This is a genomic window from Bacillus sp. ZY-1-1, from assembly GCF_003047165.1.
In the GTDB taxonomy this organism is placed as follows: Bacteria; Bacillota; Bacilli; order Bacillales; family Bacillaceae; genus Bacillus; species Bacillus velezensis.
This window is the reverse complement of sequence record NZ_CP027061.1, coordinates 2,585,685-2,600,656: the sequence shown is the minus strand read 5'-3', so window position 1 is coordinate 2,600,656 and position 14,972 is coordinate 2,585,685. Positions and strand designations below refer to the sequence as shown.

At 45.6% G+C, this 14,972-nt stretch carries 16 protein-coding genes and 1 riboswitch; of the genes, 11 read left to right on the top strand and 5 right to left on the bottom strand.

Features of this window, described 5'->3' with window-relative positions:
* Positions 1 to 65: 65 nt before the first annotated feature.
* Positions 66 to 1,583: a sporulation kinase KinD gene (locus C5I45_RS12730; protein ID WP_046559543.1), complete on the bottom strand. Its 1,518-nt coding sequence runs from the start codon at positions 1,581 to 1,583 to the stop codon at positions 66 to 68.
* A gap of 198 nt (positions 1,584 to 1,781) precedes the next feature.
* Here C5I45_RS12730 and C5I45_RS12725 point away from each other — a divergent pair, with 198 nt between their 5' ends.
* Positions 1,782 to 2,228, top strand: a complete 447-nt coding sequence (locus C5I45_RS12725; protein ID WP_003154686.1) for a MarR family transcriptional regulator MhqR — start codon at positions 1,782 to 1,784, stop codon at positions 2,226 to 2,228.
* Between the two features lie 35 nt (positions 2,229 to 2,263).
* Here C5I45_RS12725 and motB read toward each other — a convergent pair whose 3' ends face one another.
* From motB to clpE, 3 genes are all read right to left on the bottom strand, one after another.
* Positions 2,264 to 3,049: a flagellar motor protein MotB gene (gene motB / locus C5I45_RS12720; protein ID WP_003154685.1), complete on the bottom strand. Its 786-nt coding sequence runs from the start codon at positions 3,047 to 3,049 to the stop codon at positions 2,264 to 2,266.
* Positions 3,021 to 3,836 (bottom strand): flagellar motor stator protein MotA, encoded by an 816-nt coding sequence (motA, locus tag C5I45_RS12715; RefSeq protein WP_003154684.1) that lies wholly within the window; start codon positions 3,834 to 3,836, stop codon positions 3,021 to 3,023. Before motA ends, motB begins: the two co-directional genes overlap by 29 nt.
* Positions 3,837 to 4,005: 169 nt before the next feature.
* Positions 4,006 to 6,102, bottom strand: coding sequence for an ATP-dependent protease ATP-binding subunit ClpE (clpE, locus tag C5I45_RS12710; protein ID WP_014304900.1), 2,097 nt, complete (start codon positions 6,100 to 6,102; stop codon positions 4,006 to 4,008).
* 401 nt (positions 6,103 to 6,503) lie between these two features.
* Between clpE and C5I45_RS12700 the strand changes: the two genes are divergently transcribed.
* From C5I45_RS12700 to C5I45_RS12670, 7 genes are all read left to right on the top strand, one after another.
* Positions 6,504 to 7,541: a YkvI family membrane protein gene (locus C5I45_RS12700; protein ID WP_046559544.1), complete on the top strand. Its 1,038-nt coding sequence runs from the start codon at positions 6,504 to 6,506 to the stop codon at positions 7,539 to 7,541.
* 97 nt (positions 7,542 to 7,638) lie between these two features.
* Positions 7,639 to 8,760 (top strand): hypothetical protein, encoded by a 1,122-nt coding sequence (locus C5I45_RS12695; RefSeq protein WP_107994418.1) that lies wholly within the window; start codon positions 7,639 to 7,641, stop codon positions 8,758 to 8,760.
* Positions 8,761 to 8,869: 109 nt separating this feature from the next.
* A riboswitch (PreQ1 riboswitch) is annotated at positions 8,870 to 8,914 on the top strand.
* 96 nt (positions 8,915 to 9,010) lie between these two features.
* The gene (gene queC, locus C5I45_RS12690; protein WP_003154679.1) at positions 9,011 to 9,670 is read left to right on the top strand and encodes a 7-cyano-7-deazaguanine synthase QueC; all 660 of its coding nucleotides are present in this window, start codon (positions 9,011 to 9,013) and stop codon (positions 9,668 to 9,670) included.
* Positions 9,671 to 10,111: a 6-carboxytetrahydropterin synthase QueD gene (gene queD, locus C5I45_RS12685; RefSeq protein WP_015388312.1), complete on the top strand. Its 441-nt coding sequence runs from the start codon at positions 9,671 to 9,673 to the stop codon at positions 10,109 to 10,111.
* On the top strand, positions 10,104 to 10,835 hold the full coding sequence (gene queE / locus C5I45_RS12680; protein ID WP_014304903.1) for a 7-carboxy-7-deazaguanine synthase QueE: 732 nt from the start codon (positions 10,104 to 10,106) through the stop codon (positions 10,833 to 10,835). The genes queD and queE overlap by 8 nt, the downstream gene beginning before the upstream one ends.
* 17 nt (positions 10,836 to 10,852) lie before the next feature.
* On the top strand, positions 10,853 to 11,347 hold the full coding sequence (gene queF / locus C5I45_RS12675; protein WP_003154673.1) for a preQ(1) synthase: 495 nt from the start codon (positions 10,853 to 10,855) through the stop codon (positions 11,345 to 11,347).
* Between the two features lie 347 nt (positions 11,348 to 11,694).
* Positions 11,695 to 11,970 carry a DUF3219 family protein gene (locus C5I45_RS12670; protein WP_003154671.1) on the top strand — a complete coding sequence of 92 codons (276 nt, stop codon included), beginning with the start codon at positions 11,695 to 11,697 and terminating at the stop codon, positions 11,968 to 11,970.
* 77 nt (positions 11,971 to 12,047) lie between these two features.
* On the opposite strand, the gene C5I45_RS12665 is transcribed toward C5I45_RS12670, so the two are convergent.
* Positions 12,048 to 12,233 carry a YkvS family protein gene (locus tag C5I45_RS12665; RefSeq protein WP_003154669.1) on the bottom strand — a complete coding sequence of 62 codons (186 nt, stop codon included), beginning with the start codon at positions 12,231 to 12,233 and terminating at the stop codon, positions 12,048 to 12,050.
* A 163-nt stretch (positions 12,234 to 12,396) separates the two neighbouring features.
* Between C5I45_RS12665 and C5I45_RS12660 the strand changes: the two genes are divergently transcribed.
* From C5I45_RS12660 to C5I45_RS12650, 3 genes are all read left to right on the top strand, one after another.
* Positions 12,397 to 12,591: a hypothetical protein gene (locus tag C5I45_RS12660; RefSeq protein WP_003154667.1), complete on the top strand. Its 195-nt coding sequence runs from the start codon at positions 12,397 to 12,399 to the stop codon at positions 12,589 to 12,591.
* A gap of 272 nt (positions 12,592 to 12,863) precedes the next feature.
* Positions 12,864 to 13,487, top strand: coding sequence for a cell wall hydrolase (locus tag C5I45_RS12655; RefSeq protein WP_003154665.1), 624 nt, complete (start codon positions 12,864 to 12,866; stop codon positions 13,485 to 13,487).
* Between the two features lie 115 nt (positions 13,488 to 13,602).
* Positions 13,603 to 14,943, top strand: coding sequence for a polysaccharide biosynthesis protein (locus C5I45_RS12650; protein WP_003154663.1), 1,341 nt, complete (start codon positions 13,603 to 13,605; stop codon positions 14,941 to 14,943).
* The last annotated feature ends 29 nt before the right edge of the window (positions 14,944 to 14,972 follow it).

Here is a 14,972-nt window from a genome sequence, read left to right as displayed (position 1 = left end):
TCTGGTATATCCTCTTACACATATTCTTCTTTAAATAAAAAACACCCCGACCCAGGGTGTTTTTTTCATCGTGAAGCGGCAGGGAGGGTAATGGTGACCTCTGTGCCCTTATCGACTTCGCTTTGAATGTCAATCGAACCGCCGTACATCAGCATGATTCGTTTACATACGACAAGGCCGAGGCCGGTGCCTTTTTCCTTTGACGTTACAAACGGAAGAAAAATGTGTTCAAGCATATCTTCAGAAATGCCCATTCCGTTGTCGGCCACCTTAATGACTGCTTTATGGTCGCGGGCTTCTAAATAGATGGACAGCCGGCCGCCTTCCTGCATGGATTCCAGCGCGTTTTTTGCGACATTTAAAATCACCTGTTTAATATGGTCTTTCGTGCAGTTGACCTTGAGCGGCCGATTGACGAGAATCTCCACATTCACTTCCACATTATACAGATTCCCTTCAGAATAAATAATCGGCATAATCTCATCAAGAATATCCTGCAGCGAGTTCACTTCCAACCGTTCAGCAGTGGGTTTACCGAGCACTAAAAACTCACTGACAATCTGATTGATCCGTTTAATCTCCTGCTCAATAATTGAGAAATACAGCTGATCTTCCTCCGATTTGTATTTTTTCTGCAAAAGCTGAATGAAGCCGCTGATCCCTGTAAGCGGGTTGCGGATTTCATGGGCGGTGCTGGCGGCAAGCGTTCCGATCAGCTCCAATTTCTGCGCTTCATTTTGAGCGCGCTCCAGCTGGGTCTTGCGCTTAAGCAGATAATATTGGACGAGGATGAACAGAATATTCAGCAGCACGGCAATACTGGACATCGGCAGCAGCACGCTTTTGGTCAGCTCGTTCAGCTCAACCGGTTTCGGATAAACATTGATATTCCAATTAATATCATCCAGATAGCCGCTGACCGGTTTCACCCCTTCTGATTGATCAGCCCGTCCGCTGGCAAATATCACTTTATTCTGATTGGTTGCCTTGACATAAACGTCAGGGCTCAGCATATTGATCATATTTCTCAAATAATCGACTTGAATGGCGGCTACTAAATAATCCGTGACTTCCCGTTTTGCGTCTAACACCGGCACGCAGATCGTGAAGATGCGCTGGCCTGTAATTCTGCTGGAGTAGTCATTTGTGATAACCGTTTTTTTCGTCTTTTTCGCCTTCGTAAAATACGGTCGGTCGGCCAAATTCACCTTTGATTTCAGATCAGTCGTGCTTGCGATGACATCACCTTTGGAATTCAGCATATACAGACCGCTGAATCTGGGTTCATCCTCAAAAGCCTGATCGAGAATATCAATGATCTTTTCTTCATTGACAGGCTTATCGACAGCGATCGCAAGTGTTGTCATCCGGGCTTTTGTTTCACCGATTAAATAATTGAGCTTATTGCGGTGAAGGTTGAGCATCATACTGGCTTCCTGTATGTGTTTATCGGCTATTTTCTGCTTTTCTTTTTCATAAATGAAAAAGCTGATAATAAGTGCCGGGATGATCACCAATATGAGATAAAGTTTGATCTTTCCCCGGGCACCTTTAAATGTATTCACTCTGCATCGCTCCAACATTACACTTGAATAGAGGTATTATATCATTTTTATACTTCTTTAATAAGAAAAAATAACCAAAATGATAGAAAAACAAATTATTTTATTAAGGCCAGACAAAAAGAAGAGAAATTTTGGAAACATTTTTGTTGACATTTTTCATTTTGTTTATTAATGTTTCTCTGTAACGGTTTCTTTTGTAAAAGGATGATTGAATGTATGACGGATAAAACAGAAAACTCATTGAAATTATTTATTGTACTGTCACGTGCGTACCGATCTATTAACGACCATATGAATAAACATATTCATAAGCACGGTCTGAACCCGACGGAATTTGCGGTGCTTGAGCTGCTGTACCACAAAGGCAACCAGCCGCTTCAGCAGATCGGCGACAAAATTTTATTAGCGAGCGGAAGTATTACATACGTTGTTGACAAATTAGAGAAAAAAGAACTTCTCATCAGAAAAGCCTCGCCGACTGACAGAAGAGTGACTTTCGCACAAATTTCCGAAAAGGGAATCCGTCTTTTGGACGATATTTTCCCTGATCATGCTGAAGAAATTAAAGAAATGATCAGTGTGCTGAGTGATGAAGAGATAGAAATGTGTACGGAAATGCTGAAAAGAGTGGGGTTAAACGCTAAACATTTTCATCAGAAATAAAAAAGGAAGCCGTTTGAAAGGCTTCCTTTTTTATATTACTGATTTTGGTCAGTCGCGGCGTTTCTAGGTTGTATCAATACCTCGACGCGCCTGTTTTTGCTGCGCCCTTCAGCGGTTTTGTTCGACACGGCCGGTTTATACTCTCCGAAACCTTTGGCGCTGAATACTTTTGCGTCAAGTTTCGGGTTTTCCGTGAGAATAGCCATGAAGTTGACGGCCCGCATGACGCTTAAATGCCAGTTAGATTGATATTGTGAGTTTTTAATCGGCACATTGTCCGTATGTCCGCTGATGATAATGTTCCTCGGCGGATTCAGCACAAGGAGATTCGAGATTTCCTTGGCAAGCGGAATATCTTCCTGACGGATATCCGCCCGTCCGGAATCAAAAAAGATACTGTCTTTAATGGTAATTAAGAGTCCTTCTTTAGTCAGCTTTGTTTCCAGCTGAGTTTCAAGCTTTTTGTTTTTTATAAATTGATTGACTTGCTTTTGCACGCCTTCAAGTTCTTCGCGGTCGGCTGCTTCTCTTTCTTTCTTTTTCTGTTCTTTATCTTTTTCCTTGTCTTTTTTTAACTGATCAACGCCGTCTTTTTCGTTTTCAGGAGGGGTGACGCTTGAATATTCAAGAACACCCGTGCCTCCGGTAAACACGGCGTTAAATGATTTAGACAGCATTTGGAATTTCGCCGCATCGACCGAGCTCATGGCGAACAATACAATGAACAGAGCCAAAAGAAGGGTGAGCAAATCCGCGTACGGGATCAGCCAAGACTCATCCACATGCTCGTCATCATGCTTCTTCTTCTTTTTTCTCGCCATTGTTTGCCTCTCCTTCTTGTTCAGCGACTTTTGCGCGTTCATTCGCAGGAAGATACATGAGAAGTTTTTGTTCGATCACTTTCGGGGCCTGTCCTTCAAGCACTGACAGAACGCCTTCGATCATGATTTCACGCAGTTTGACTTCCTGCTTTGATTTGCGTTTCAGTTTGTTGGCGAAGGGATGCCATAGTACATATCCTGTGAAAATCCCGAGAAGGGTGGCGACAAACGCCGCACTGATGGCATGTCCGAGCGCCTCGGTATTGTTCATGTTGGAAAGAGCGGCGATAAGGCCGATGACCGCACCCAAAACGCCGAGTGTCGGCGCATATGTGCCGGCTTGTGTAAAGATGGCTGCGCCGGCCTGGTGTCTGTCTTCCATCGCTTCAACTTCTTCAGTCATAATATCTCTGATAAATTCTGCGCTTTGTCCGTCAACCGCCATGCTCAGGCCGTTTTTTAAAAATGCGTCATCCACGTCTTCAATGCTTGCTTCCAATGCGAGCAGACCTTCACGTCTGGCGATTTGCGCCCATTGAGAGAACATAGGAATTAGTTGCGCAATTGTCAGCTGTTTGTTTTCTTTAAACAGCACTTTAAAAAGGGCAGGCACTTTTTTGATTTCTTTTCCGGGGAATGCGATGATCACCGCAGAAATCGTACCGAACAAAATAATCAGAATAGCTGCCGGGTTAGCGAGTGCGCTTAAGCTGACCCCTTTCAGCACCATGCCCACGCTTAAAGCAATCACTGCGAGGATGATACCGATAATCGATGTTTTATCCATAGTTTTCACCAAATCCTTTATACTAGCTTTCTATGGTTAATATCGGTGGCAGTGCATGGAACTTTAGGGTGATTGAAAAATTGTTCCCGAATTCTTCACAGTTTCTCCCTTCCGGCATGGAGAAAGAAACAAAAAAGCGGCTCCCCGCGAGGAGGGAGCCGCTTTTTTCTTATTGTGCCCGGACTTTGATGCCGTCCTCTTCCATTACGACATGGAAGGCTTTGATTTCGTTGTCATCCAATAAGAGATCTGTCATTTCGTCCTCGATCAATTCTTGGATGGTTCTTCTGAGCGGGCGTGCTCCGAAAGCGGGGTGGTAGCCGATTTCAGCGATTTTTTCCTTCGCATCATCGGTGACGCTCAGGCTGATGCCGCGCTCTTTTAATGTGTCTTCAAGCTCTGTGAGAAGCAGGCTGACGATTTTCACGAGATGTTCTTTTTTCAGGGATTGGAATTCAATAATGCTGTCAAACCGGTTTAAAAACTCCGGTTTGAAGAACGCGCTCAGTGAATCAATCAGCGTTTGTTCTTCCATGACGCTCTCTTCAGATTGGAATCCGACTTTCACCTGTTTTTCGCCGGTTCCAGCGTTGCTTGTCATAATCAAAACGGTATCTTTAAAGCTGACCGTTCTGCCCTGGCTGTCTGTCAGACGGCCGTCCTCCATAATCTGCAGAAACATATGCTGGACATCAGGGTGGGCTTTTTCAATCTCATCGAGCAGCACGATGCTGTACGGATTGCGGCGCACTTTTTCCGTTAATTGACCGGCTTCATCGTGTCCGACATATCCCGGCGGTGAACCGATAATTTTTGATACGGCGTGTTTTTCCATGTATTCACTCATATCGAGACGGATAATGGAATCTTTTGTACCGAACAGTTCATCTGCGAGTGTCTTTGATAACTCGGTTTTTCCGACTCCGGTCGGTCCGACAAAGAGGAAGGAGCCGACAGGTCTGTTTTTGGATTTTAAACCGGCGCGGCTTCGTCTGACCGCTTTCGCCACTTTTTTCACGGCTTTTTCCTGACCGATGACACGCTGATGAAGATGCTCTTCAAGTTCCTTCATTTTGACTTGTTCATCAGCCTGGAGTTTTCCGACCGGAATGCCTGTTTTCTGTTCAATGATGGCTTGAATATGCTCCGCGCCGATTTCAGGTGAAGAGGCCGGTGTTTCATGCGCCAGCTGCTTTTCCAAAGCCGCTTCTTCATCACGCAGTTTCGCGGCAAGCTCATAATTTTCTTCCCGAAGCGCTTTTGTTTTCTCCGCGTCAATTGCTTTGAGTCTCTCAGCCGCATCTTCTTCATTTACGGTATCAAGTTCCAGGTTCGCCTTAGAGCCGGCTTCATCTAATAAGTCGATCGCTTTATCCGGCAGGTGGCGGTCCTGAATGTAACGGGATGAAAGCGTAACACAGGCGTTTATCGCTTCATTGCTGAATGTGACGCCGTGGTATTTCTCGTATTTATCTTTAATGCCTTCAAGAATGCTGATGGCTTGTTCTATTGTAGGCTCGTGAACCATGACAGGCTGGAAGCGTCTTTCAAGCGCCGCATCTTTTTCAATCTGGCGGTACTCTTTCAGCGTTGTCGCCCCGATGACCTGCAGCTCGCCTCTGGCAAGCGCCGGTTTCAGGATGTTCCCGGCATCCATTGATCCCTCGGCAGAGCCGGCGCCTACAAGAAGGTGAATCTCATCAATGAACAAGATGACATTTTTCCGTTCTTTTAATTCGTTCATTAATTGTTTCATTCTTTCTTCAAACTGGCCTCTGATCCCTGTATTGGCGACGAGAGAAGCGACGTCAAGCAGGTAAAGCTCTTTGTTTTTCAATTTGTTCGGCACATCGCCTTCAGCGATTTTAAGCGCGAGGCCTTCTGCAATAGCCGTTTTACCGACGCCCGGCTCACCGATCAGCACCGGATTGTTTTTATTCCGGCGGTTCAAAATTTCAATTACGCGCGCCACTTCATTATCGCGGCCGATCACAGGGTCAATCAGACCTGCTTTTGCGCCGTTTGTGACGTTTTGAGCGAGCTCGTCAAGCAGGCCTTTTTCAGGGCCGGCCTGCTGTTTATTTTGATTGGGAGCGAAACCTTGCTCAAACGGGAATCCGAATGATTGCGGCCCCATGCTCATAGACGGTTTTCGGGTTAATTCTGTATAACATGTTTCACATAAAACGAATTGTTTTTGAATGGAATTGACTTGCATGTTCAGGCGAATCGTCGCCTCGTTTTTCTGACAATGTTGACAACGCATTTGCCAAAACCTCCTCGAAAAATGTTTGATCATCTTTGACCAAATGGGTTAGAAAATAAGGCCGAAACTTTGACCTTCTTTGATTATCAGTATACTCTGACCTTCTTTGACTTTCAAGTATTTTGTTTCAAACCCCGAAAAATAAATGTTTACAGCATGATAAGTGATATTCGTGAGGTTTGATTATTTTTGACCAATATAGTCGGAAAGGAAATGAAATGCTTTGACCTTTCTTGATGAAGAGTATACGCCGGCCCTTTTTTTCTTTCAATATTTTTGCTTAGAGGAGAGAGCTGAATCTGTTTTTTCCGGGGAAGGACGATTTGTTCGTCTTTTCGGGAGACTTGTCTCATAAGCATATATAAAGGCCTGGACAAATCTGCGTTTAGCCGGAGGGTGAAATGGGACAAACAAAAGGTTCTGCAAGTCAGCTTGCATTTGTATACGTAGGCACGGTTGTAGGAGCCGGTTTTGCCACGGGGCGGGAAATCGTTGAGTTTTTTCTGAAGTTTGGCTGGATCGGTCTGTTCGGTATCGTGGTAAGCGGTTTGATGTTTACATATTTAGGTGCCAAAATCATGATTATTTCCAAACGGATTCATGCAGCATCTTATCAGGAATTGAACACATATTTATTCGGCCAGTCCATCGGCCGCGCCGTGAACATGTTTATGATGTTTATATTGCTGGGAGTGACCTCTGTCATGCTGTCCGGAGCCGGAGCGCTGTTTCATGAACAGCTTGGCTGGCCCGCACAAGCGGGGATCCTTCTGACGATCGTACTGAGCTTTGCCGTCATGACAAGCGGTGTTAAAGGTGTGTTCGGCGTCAATATATTGGTTGTGCCGCTTTTAATTTCTTTCTCTTTTATCGTGACAGCTGATTCATTTGTATTTACAAGCACGAGAAACGCGGACGAATGGGTATGGCCTGACAAGTGGAACTGGCTTTTGTCCGCCGTCTCTTACGGCGCGTTAAATTTATCGCTCGCCCAAGCCGTCCTTGTGCCGCTTGCGAACGAAATGTCTTCAGAGAAGGTGATCAGAAGGGGAGCTTATATAGGCGGCGTTCTGTTGACACTGGTGCTTGCCGCGAGCTTTTTATCATTATCGGTGCTGCCGGATGTGCTGGAGTTTGACATTCCGATGGCTCAAGTCGTCTATTCGTATTCGCGTTCGCTTCATATCATTTATTTGTTTATTATTTTCGGGGAAGTGTTTACGTCGGTTATCGGCAATTTATACGGATTGGAAAAACAATTAAACAGTTTTCTTCATATAAAAAGTACATATATTTACGGCGGCATTTTGGCGTTTGCTTTCATTATCAGCCAAATCGGTTACGGACAGCTGATTTCCACCGTTTATCCGGTGTTTGGGTATGTGAGCCTCGCTTTCATCGGCGCATTGATTTGCAAAAAAACCCCGAAAGAAAAATAAGGATATAAGGAAAATGTCTGTATTTTTTGGGGATTCCCCTTCTTTTTTCCTGCCATTTCTGTATAATGAATTGGGAAATGATGGGGAGGAGTAAGAGATGAAGGATCGACGTGTATTATTGGGATTTATTTTTATTTGTATCGGCATTACGTTTTTTTTACAGAAGGCGGGAGTTATACATATATCCGCAGGTTCGGCGTGGCCGTTTCTTTTCATTATAATGTCCGCAGGGTTTCACGCCGGATTTATTTTTGCGAAAAAAACGCCTGAACAGGCGGGACTGCTCGTTCCCGGCGGTATGTTTCTTGTGCTGGGCTGCCTGTTTTGTTTTGAGACCGCAACGGGATGGACGTATTCAGGCATGACGTGGCCTGTTTATATATGGGCGCCTGCTCTCGGTCTGTTTGAACTGTGGTATTTCGGCGGGAGGAAGTTAGGTGTCTTGATTCCTGCTTTCATCCTGACAGCCGCGGGAGCACTATGCTTTGCCGGTATGCTGATGCCGGGGCTGTGGCCGCTTTTGATCATCGCAGCCGCGCTTTTGTTTCACGCCGCTGCCTTTATGCAGCCGAAAAAAAGATCGGGCCTTCTTATTCCGGGCGGCATTTTGCTTGTGACGGGCGGCTTGTTATGGTTTGAAACGCTGACGGATTGGACATACGCAACGATGACATCGCCTGTTTACCTCTTTGCCGTTGCATTCGGGCTGTTTGAAGCCTGGCTGTTCGGCAGAAGGCAAAGAGGGCTTTTGACTGCTGCGGCGGTTCTGTGCGCCGCGGGCATTTTCGGCATATTCACCAATGCAAATGAAGTCATCAGCGAACGCGGCTGGCCCGCTCTCATTCTGTTGCTGGGCGCCGCTTTTCACATTCCGATTTTCGGCCCGAAACCTGTCAAAAACGCGGGGCTTCTCGTACCGGGCGGCATCTTATTGATTACGGGGATCTTGTTTGTCTTTGAAACGGCAACCAATTGGTCCTACTCTGATGTGACATGGCCTGTTTACCTGTTGGCAACGGCATTCGGTTTATTTGAGCTGTGGCTGTTCGGCGGGAAACAGAAGGCGCTGCTCATTCCGGTTGCGGTGCTGACCTTGACAGCACTTTGCTTTATGATGACGTATCAGCCGATCATTCCGGTTTCTGTTTTCTGGCCTGCTTTATTTGTTCTGATCGGGATTGTGCTGATGGCATTTCCGGGGAAGAAACGCGGGGCTTAAACCCGCTTTTGCAGCCTGACACAGGGTTCAGGCTTGTTTTTTTATTGTCACGGGAAACAACATTATGGTATGATAGCAAAAGTGAAAAAAGAAGAAAATCCGTATTGATGCGGGAGAGGTTCTAGCTACACCCTCTATAAAAAACTAAGGACGAGCTGTATCCTTGGATACGGTTTTTTTATGTTTTTTAGGGCGCCTTCTCCGAAAAAGGCGCTTTTTTTATGGAATGATAGATAAGGGAGAGAAAGACATGAAAAAAGAAAAAGCAGTTGTGGTGTTCAGCGGAGGCCAAGACAGCACGACTTGTTTATTATGGGCTTTGCAAAACTTTGAAGAAGTGGAAACCGTTACATTCCATTATAATCAGCGTCACCAAGAAGAAATCGATGTGGCAAAATCGATTGCCGAAAAGCTCGGTGTCAAAAACCACTTGCTTGATATGTCTCTTTTAAATCAGCTTGCGCCGAATGCGCTGACAAGAGATGATATCGAAATTGAAGCGAAGGACGGGGAATTGCCGACAACCTTTGTACCGGGACGCAACCTTGTATTTTTATCCTTTGCATCGATTCTTGCATATCAAATCGGCGCGCGCCACATTATTACCGGTGTTTGCGAGACTGATTTCAGCGGCTACCCGGACTGCCGTGACGAGTTTGTCAAATCCTGCAACGTCACCGTCAACTTGGCGATGGAAAAGCCGTTCGTCATTCATACGCCCCTTATGTGGCTGAACAAAGCAGAAACGTGGAAACTTGCGGATGAGCTCGGCGCGCTTGATTTTGTAAAGAATAACACACTGACTTGCTATAACGGCATCATTGCGGACGGATGCGGCGAATGCCCGGCATGCCTGCTCCGCAATAAAGGATATGATGAATATATGAAAATGAAAGGAGAGCGGAACTAATTGCTTTCTCAAATTTACCCGCAGGTTCAGCATCCTTATTCGTTTGAGTTGAATAAGGATATGCACATTTCAGCCGCGCACTTTATTCCCCGCGAAAGCGCCGGAGCGTGCAGCAGAGTCCACGGGCACACGTATACAGTAAATATTACAGTTGCGGGGGATGAACTGGACGATTCAGGCTTTCTCGTGAATTTCAGCATGCTGAAGAAATTGGTGCACGGCGCTTATGACCATACATTGCTGAATGACCATGAGGAATTTTCTGATGATGACAGATATTCACTGCCGACGACCGAGGTCGTAGCCAAAACGATTTACGATAAGGTGCAGTCCTACCTCGAAACACTGGAGAATCAGCCGGTCTGCGTGCAGGTTTTTGTCAGGGAAACCCCGACAAGCTATTGCGTATACCGCCCGAAAAAAGGTGATAGGAATGGCTAAAGGAATTCCGGTATTAGAAATTTTCGGACCGACGATACAAGGGGAGGGCATGGTTATCGGCCAGAAAACCATGTTCGTCCGCACGGCGGGCTGTGACTACTCCTGCAGCTGGTGCGACTCCGCTTTTACATGGGACGGCTCAGCCAAAAAAGATATCCGCTGGATGACGGCGGAAGACATTTACCGCGAGCTGAGAGAAATCGGCGGAGACGCTTTTTCTCATGTCACCATCTCAGGAGGAAACCCGGCGCTGTTAAAGCAGCTTGACGCGCTGATTCTGCTGCTGAAAGAGCACGGGGTGCGCGCCGCTTTAGAAACGCAGGGAACAGTCTATCAGGATTGGTTCACAATGATTAACGACCTGACGATTTCACCGAAGCCGCCAAGTTCGGGGATGACAACCGATTTTGCAAAGCTCGATCACATTATGTCTTCGCTTGATGCGGCAGAAAGGCTTAACGCGGTCAGCTTAAAGGTCGTCATTTTTAATGATGAAGATCTGCAATTCGCGAAAACCGTGCACAAGCGGTATCCGAATATCCCGTTTTATCTTCAGGTCGGAAACGATAACGTCCATACGACGGACGACCGGGCATTGATCGCACATCTGCTCGGAAAATACGAAACACTCGTTGATAAGGTTTCAGCCGATTCGGATCTGAATCTCGTCAGAGTCCTGCCTCAGCTGCATACATTGCTTTGGGGCAATAAACGGGGAGTTTAATAGAAAGGGAGATTTATATGACAAGAAAAGAATCAGAATTAGAAGGAGTTACGCTCCTGGGGAATCAAGGGACAAACTATTTATTTGAATATGCGCCGGAGGTTTTGGAATCATTTCCGAATAAACACGTGAACCGTGATTATTTCGTTAAATTCAACTGCCCGGAATTTACGTCGCTTTGCCCGAAAACGGGACAGCCGGATTTTGCAACCATCTACATCAGCTATATTCCGGACGAAAAAATGGTGGAAAGCAAATCGCTGAAGCTGTATCTTTTCAGCTTCCGCAACCACGGAGATTTCCACGAGGACTGCATGAACATCATCATGAATGACTTGATCGAATTAATGGACCCCCGCTACATTGAAGTATGGGGCAAATTCACGCCAAGAGGCGGAATCTCGATTGACCCGTATACAAACTACGGCAGACCGGGAACAAAATACGAAAAAATGGCCGAACATCGGATGATGAATCATGATATGTATCCGGAGACGATTGATAATCGTTAATTTCAGACGGAGTACGGACTCGGACTATAACCTAAATACCCCCGCCTTTTAAGCGGGGGTTTTTTCGTCTCTGCCACGCAGCCAAAAAGGTGCATGATATTCGCACAGAACTTCTATAAGGAAAAGAGAGATCATTTGGAGAAAAGAAAAAGACGAGTAAACCCGGGGGGAGTGTACTCGCCGCTTCATTACGTGACGGGTGCTGGATGGCAGCTCGTCTGTTTTATTATAAAATAGGGAACGTATGTTTGTAAAGACCTGCGCTGTTTTTTCTTATTCGGAGCGGATCAATTGTAAAGGAATGGTCAGCATGGTAGCATGTCCTGTAAAAAGAAGGAGTGTTCGTTATGGAGCCGTTAGAGTTAAACGGTGTAAGGCTGAAAATGTATGATTGTAAAGAAAGTGCGGGTGAAAACGGCCGTATGATTTCATTCGTATTGAAGGTGACCTCTGAAACGTATCATGATATTGCCGTCCTTTTGTATGAAAAAACATTTGACATCAAGGCGCCCGAGCGCGGGCTTGAATTCCGCGGTAAAATAACCAACTACTATACATCCGTCACAAATCTTTACAATAAAGATGAGACCGGTGATTTTTTTGTGGAAATGACCGAGATCTGAATTCATTTGAAAAAGCTGCCGGGCGGCAGCTTTTGTGCGGGATATGTAAATGGTTCGGATTGTTCGGGGGGGGGGGGTTAATAGGAGTCTCTGATGATTTTATAATTCTTATGGTTGACGACAGTGAGGGAATCTAATTCAAGGTCACGATAATTATCCATGATGGTTACATCAACGATGACGGAGTTTTCATTTACTTTTTCAACAATACCGGTTAATCCGTTTTTAAATTCAATGACGTTTCCAACCTTAGCAATTTTCACGAGCTTCCTCTCCTTTATCATAAATCCTGTTTGAAAATATTTTGCAGTATTTTCTTTAAGAAGTAAAGCGATATGGGTATCAGCCCGCTCAATCATTGTCCCGGCGGGGGAAAGATGGTATATTGTTTTTCGGGAAAAAGCCGAGAAAAGGAGGCTGTATTCGTTGCTGCCTGAGGAAATTTCAGAACGTATCAACCAAATGCGCATCGGTGAAATCAAAGAATTCAGGGTGCAGAAAGAACATTTTCTTGCATTTCGAGCAGTTTTGTCGAAGCAGGAAGATTTTAAGCATTTCCGCGGTATTGCCCAGCAGGGCGGAGATGTTATCTTCCAGTATTTAGAACAGCCAAGAAGCTGACGGCTCCTCGCACTTGAGGAGTCTTTTTTTGTTTTCGCTGCTTATTTCATCTGGCTGTAACAGATGTAAACAAAATGTAAAATCCCTCCGATGGATACTTTTACTGCTATTTGGTTAATGTTGTGAAAATGACGGCTGTTTTCCTGCCAATAACAAGGCTGTTAACAAACTTCTTCCATCATAAAAGCTGATTGGGAGCATTGGAAAATCTTTAACCGTGAATTTGCGTACAGCTCTTGTTAAGGTAGTGAAGTATTTAAGGAGGAAATCGTATGACGACAAAATTTGCTGCCTTGGCTGTCTTTTTTCTATGTTTTATGCCTGCATCAAAAATTGAACATACAGAAGCTCTGTTTACTTTTGCGAAGAAGCCAAAGCAAGAACCCAGCACACTGGTTGCTGATTTAAATAAAAAAAGCCCGGTTCCGAAGCTCTCAGAAACGGATCATAAGCACTCTATCCAACCGATAAAGCTGTCATCTCACCAAGAGAAGAAAGCAAAACCGGACGAGACGGCTTATCAGCCGCCGAAAAAAACGTATTCCCGCGCTGACAGACAGCTCTTGTCACGTCTCGTTCACGCAGAAGCGAAAGGTGAATCTTATAAAGGGAAGGTTGCGGTAGCCAGCGTAGTGCTGAACCGTACTGAAAAAAACGGTTTCCCGGATACCATTCGGGGCGTGATCTATCAAAGGAATGCATTTGAACCGGTAGCAAACGGAAGCATTAATCAAAAGCCGGATAAGGATTCCATCGCCGCCGCAAATGAGGCGCTAGACCATCCGGGCAGAGAAACGAACGCGTTGTTTTTCTACAATCCGAAAACGGCATCTGACCACTGGATCCGTTCCCGAAAAATTATCGAACGGATCGGCAGACACGTATTTGCGATGTAAGCATAGCGGGATCAAAAATATCCCCGCTATGCTTTTTTCAATTTTGAGAAATCGAAAATATTTTCAGAACTTGTCTCATATGATGATGGAAGAACGTGAGACAAGGAGAGACACCATGAATCGATTTGTGAAAGGGATCATTCTTTTATCCATCGCCGCCTTTTTCGCGGAATGTCTGGAATTTGTCGTGAATATGATACTGGCGCGGGAGCTTGGCGAGCATGGGATGGGGCTTTACATGAGCATTCTGCCCACCATTTTTTTAATTATCGTGATCGCCAGTCTGGAGCTTCCGATCTCTATTTCAAAATTCATCGCGGAATCCAATCAGAAGCTGCATGAAAGCATGCTTCGGCATGCCTTCAGAATGACCGCCGTTTTTACCGCGTTTTCCACCGCGGCCGCAAGCATCGCGCTGCCGTTCATTCCTGTATTCGATACGTATCACCCGTTTATTAAAGGGATTGTCATCGGGCTGATTCCAGTCGTCGCTTTTACATCCATCGCCAGAGGTTATTTTATGGGTGTGCAGCAAATGGGGAAAATCGCGGTTGCGAATGTCTTGAAAAAAATCATTCAAGTGCTTTGTCTGTTTATCTTTTTTCAATGGTACTCTTTTGAAATTGATATGGCCGTGCTTATTTCGTTATTTGTGCTGGTCGCAAGCGATGTTGTGGTGTTCGTTTACTTGTATACGCAGTTTATTTTGGCGCGGAGGGCGCTTTCCGGCCATCAGCACATTCATCTTCGCGGGAAAGACGTACGGAAACGCCTCCTGGCCGTATCCATCCCGACAACGGGACTTCGTATATTTCATGCGGTGACAAACGCAATTGAACCCTTCTTGGTTAAAGGAGCGCTGCTGGCGTCCGGGGCAGCCGGGACCGCCGCGATTGATCAATACGGAATGCTTGCCGGTGTAGCGATGACAATCGGTTCGTTTCCCGCATTTATCGCCCATTCGCTGATGGTCGTCATGATTCCCAGTATTTCAGAAGCGTATGCGCTGTCCCAATATGATATTGTGCTGAAACGGCTGAGACAAGCGATTTTTATTACATTCGGCTACGGCATTCCGGCGGTCTGGGTCATGTTTCAGTTCGCGGGCCCGCTGACCCATTTGTTTTTTCAGTCTCCGGAAGCGCAGTATTATTTGCAGCTTTTGTGGCCGTTTTTTCTTTTTCATCTGTTTGTGATGCCGCTTCAGGCCTGTCTGATCGGCATCGGCCACGTGAAAACGGCGTTTTATCATAACGTATGGAGCAGCATTGTAGGGCTTTCGATGATGTATGTGCTCGGTTCTATGCCGGAATTGCAAATGCTCGGCATTATACTCGGTATGAATACCGGCATGATTCTTCTGACAAGTTTACATTACGCGACGATCTGCAAAGACCTCGGTGTCTCCGTGTTTTTGACGGGCGGCGGAAGAACAGCGCCCCGGATCGAAAGCTGAAAAGGCTGATACATTTCAATAAGGAAGGG

Coding starts and splice junctions, on each gene's coding strand:
- C5I45_RS12670 (WP_003154671.1), top strand. CDS start 11,695: ATGGAGCCGTTAGAGTTAAACGGTGTAAGGCTGAAAATGTATGATTGT.
- queC (WP_003154679.1), top strand. CDS start 9,011: ATGAAAAAAGAAAAAGCAGTTGTGGTGTTCAGCGGAGGCCAAGACAGC.
- C5I45_RS12725 (WP_003154686.1), top strand. CDS start 1,782: ATGACGGATAAAACAGAAAACTCATTGAAATTATTTATTGTACTGTCA.
- queE (WP_014304903.1), top strand. CDS start 10,104: ATGGCTAAAGGAATTCCGGTATTAGAAATTTTCGGACCGACGATACAA.
- C5I45_RS12695 (WP_107994418.1), top strand. CDS start 7,639: ATGAAGGATCGACGTGTATTATTGGGATTTATTTTTATTTGTATCGGC.
- clpE (WP_014304900.1), bottom strand. CDS start 6,102: ATGCGTTGTCAACATTGTCAGAAAAACGAGGCGACGATTCGCCTGAAC.
- C5I45_RS12700 (WP_046559544.1), top strand. CDS start 6,504: ATGGGACAAACAAAAGGTTCTGCAAGTCAGCTTGCATTTGTATACGTA.
- C5I45_RS12655 (WP_003154665.1), top strand. CDS start 12,864: ATGACGACAAAATTTGCTGCCTTGGCTGTCTTTTTTCTATGTTTTATG.
- motA (WP_003154684.1), bottom strand. CDS start 3,836: ATGGATAAAACATCGATTATCGGTATCATCCTCGCAGTGATTGCTTTA.
- queF (WP_003154673.1), top strand. CDS start 10,853: ATGACAAGAAAAGAATCAGAATTAGAAGGAGTTACGCTCCTGGGGAAT.
- motB (WP_003154685.1), bottom strand. CDS start 3,049: ATGGCGAGAAAAAAGAAGAAGAAGCATGATGACGAGCATGTGGATGAG.
- C5I45_RS12730 (WP_046559543.1), bottom strand. CDS start 1,583: ATGTTGGAGCGATGCAGAGTGAATACATTTAAAGGTGCCCGGGGAAAG.
- C5I45_RS12650 (WP_003154663.1), top strand. CDS start 13,603: ATGAATCGATTTGTGAAAGGGATCATTCTTTTATCCATCGCCGCCTTT.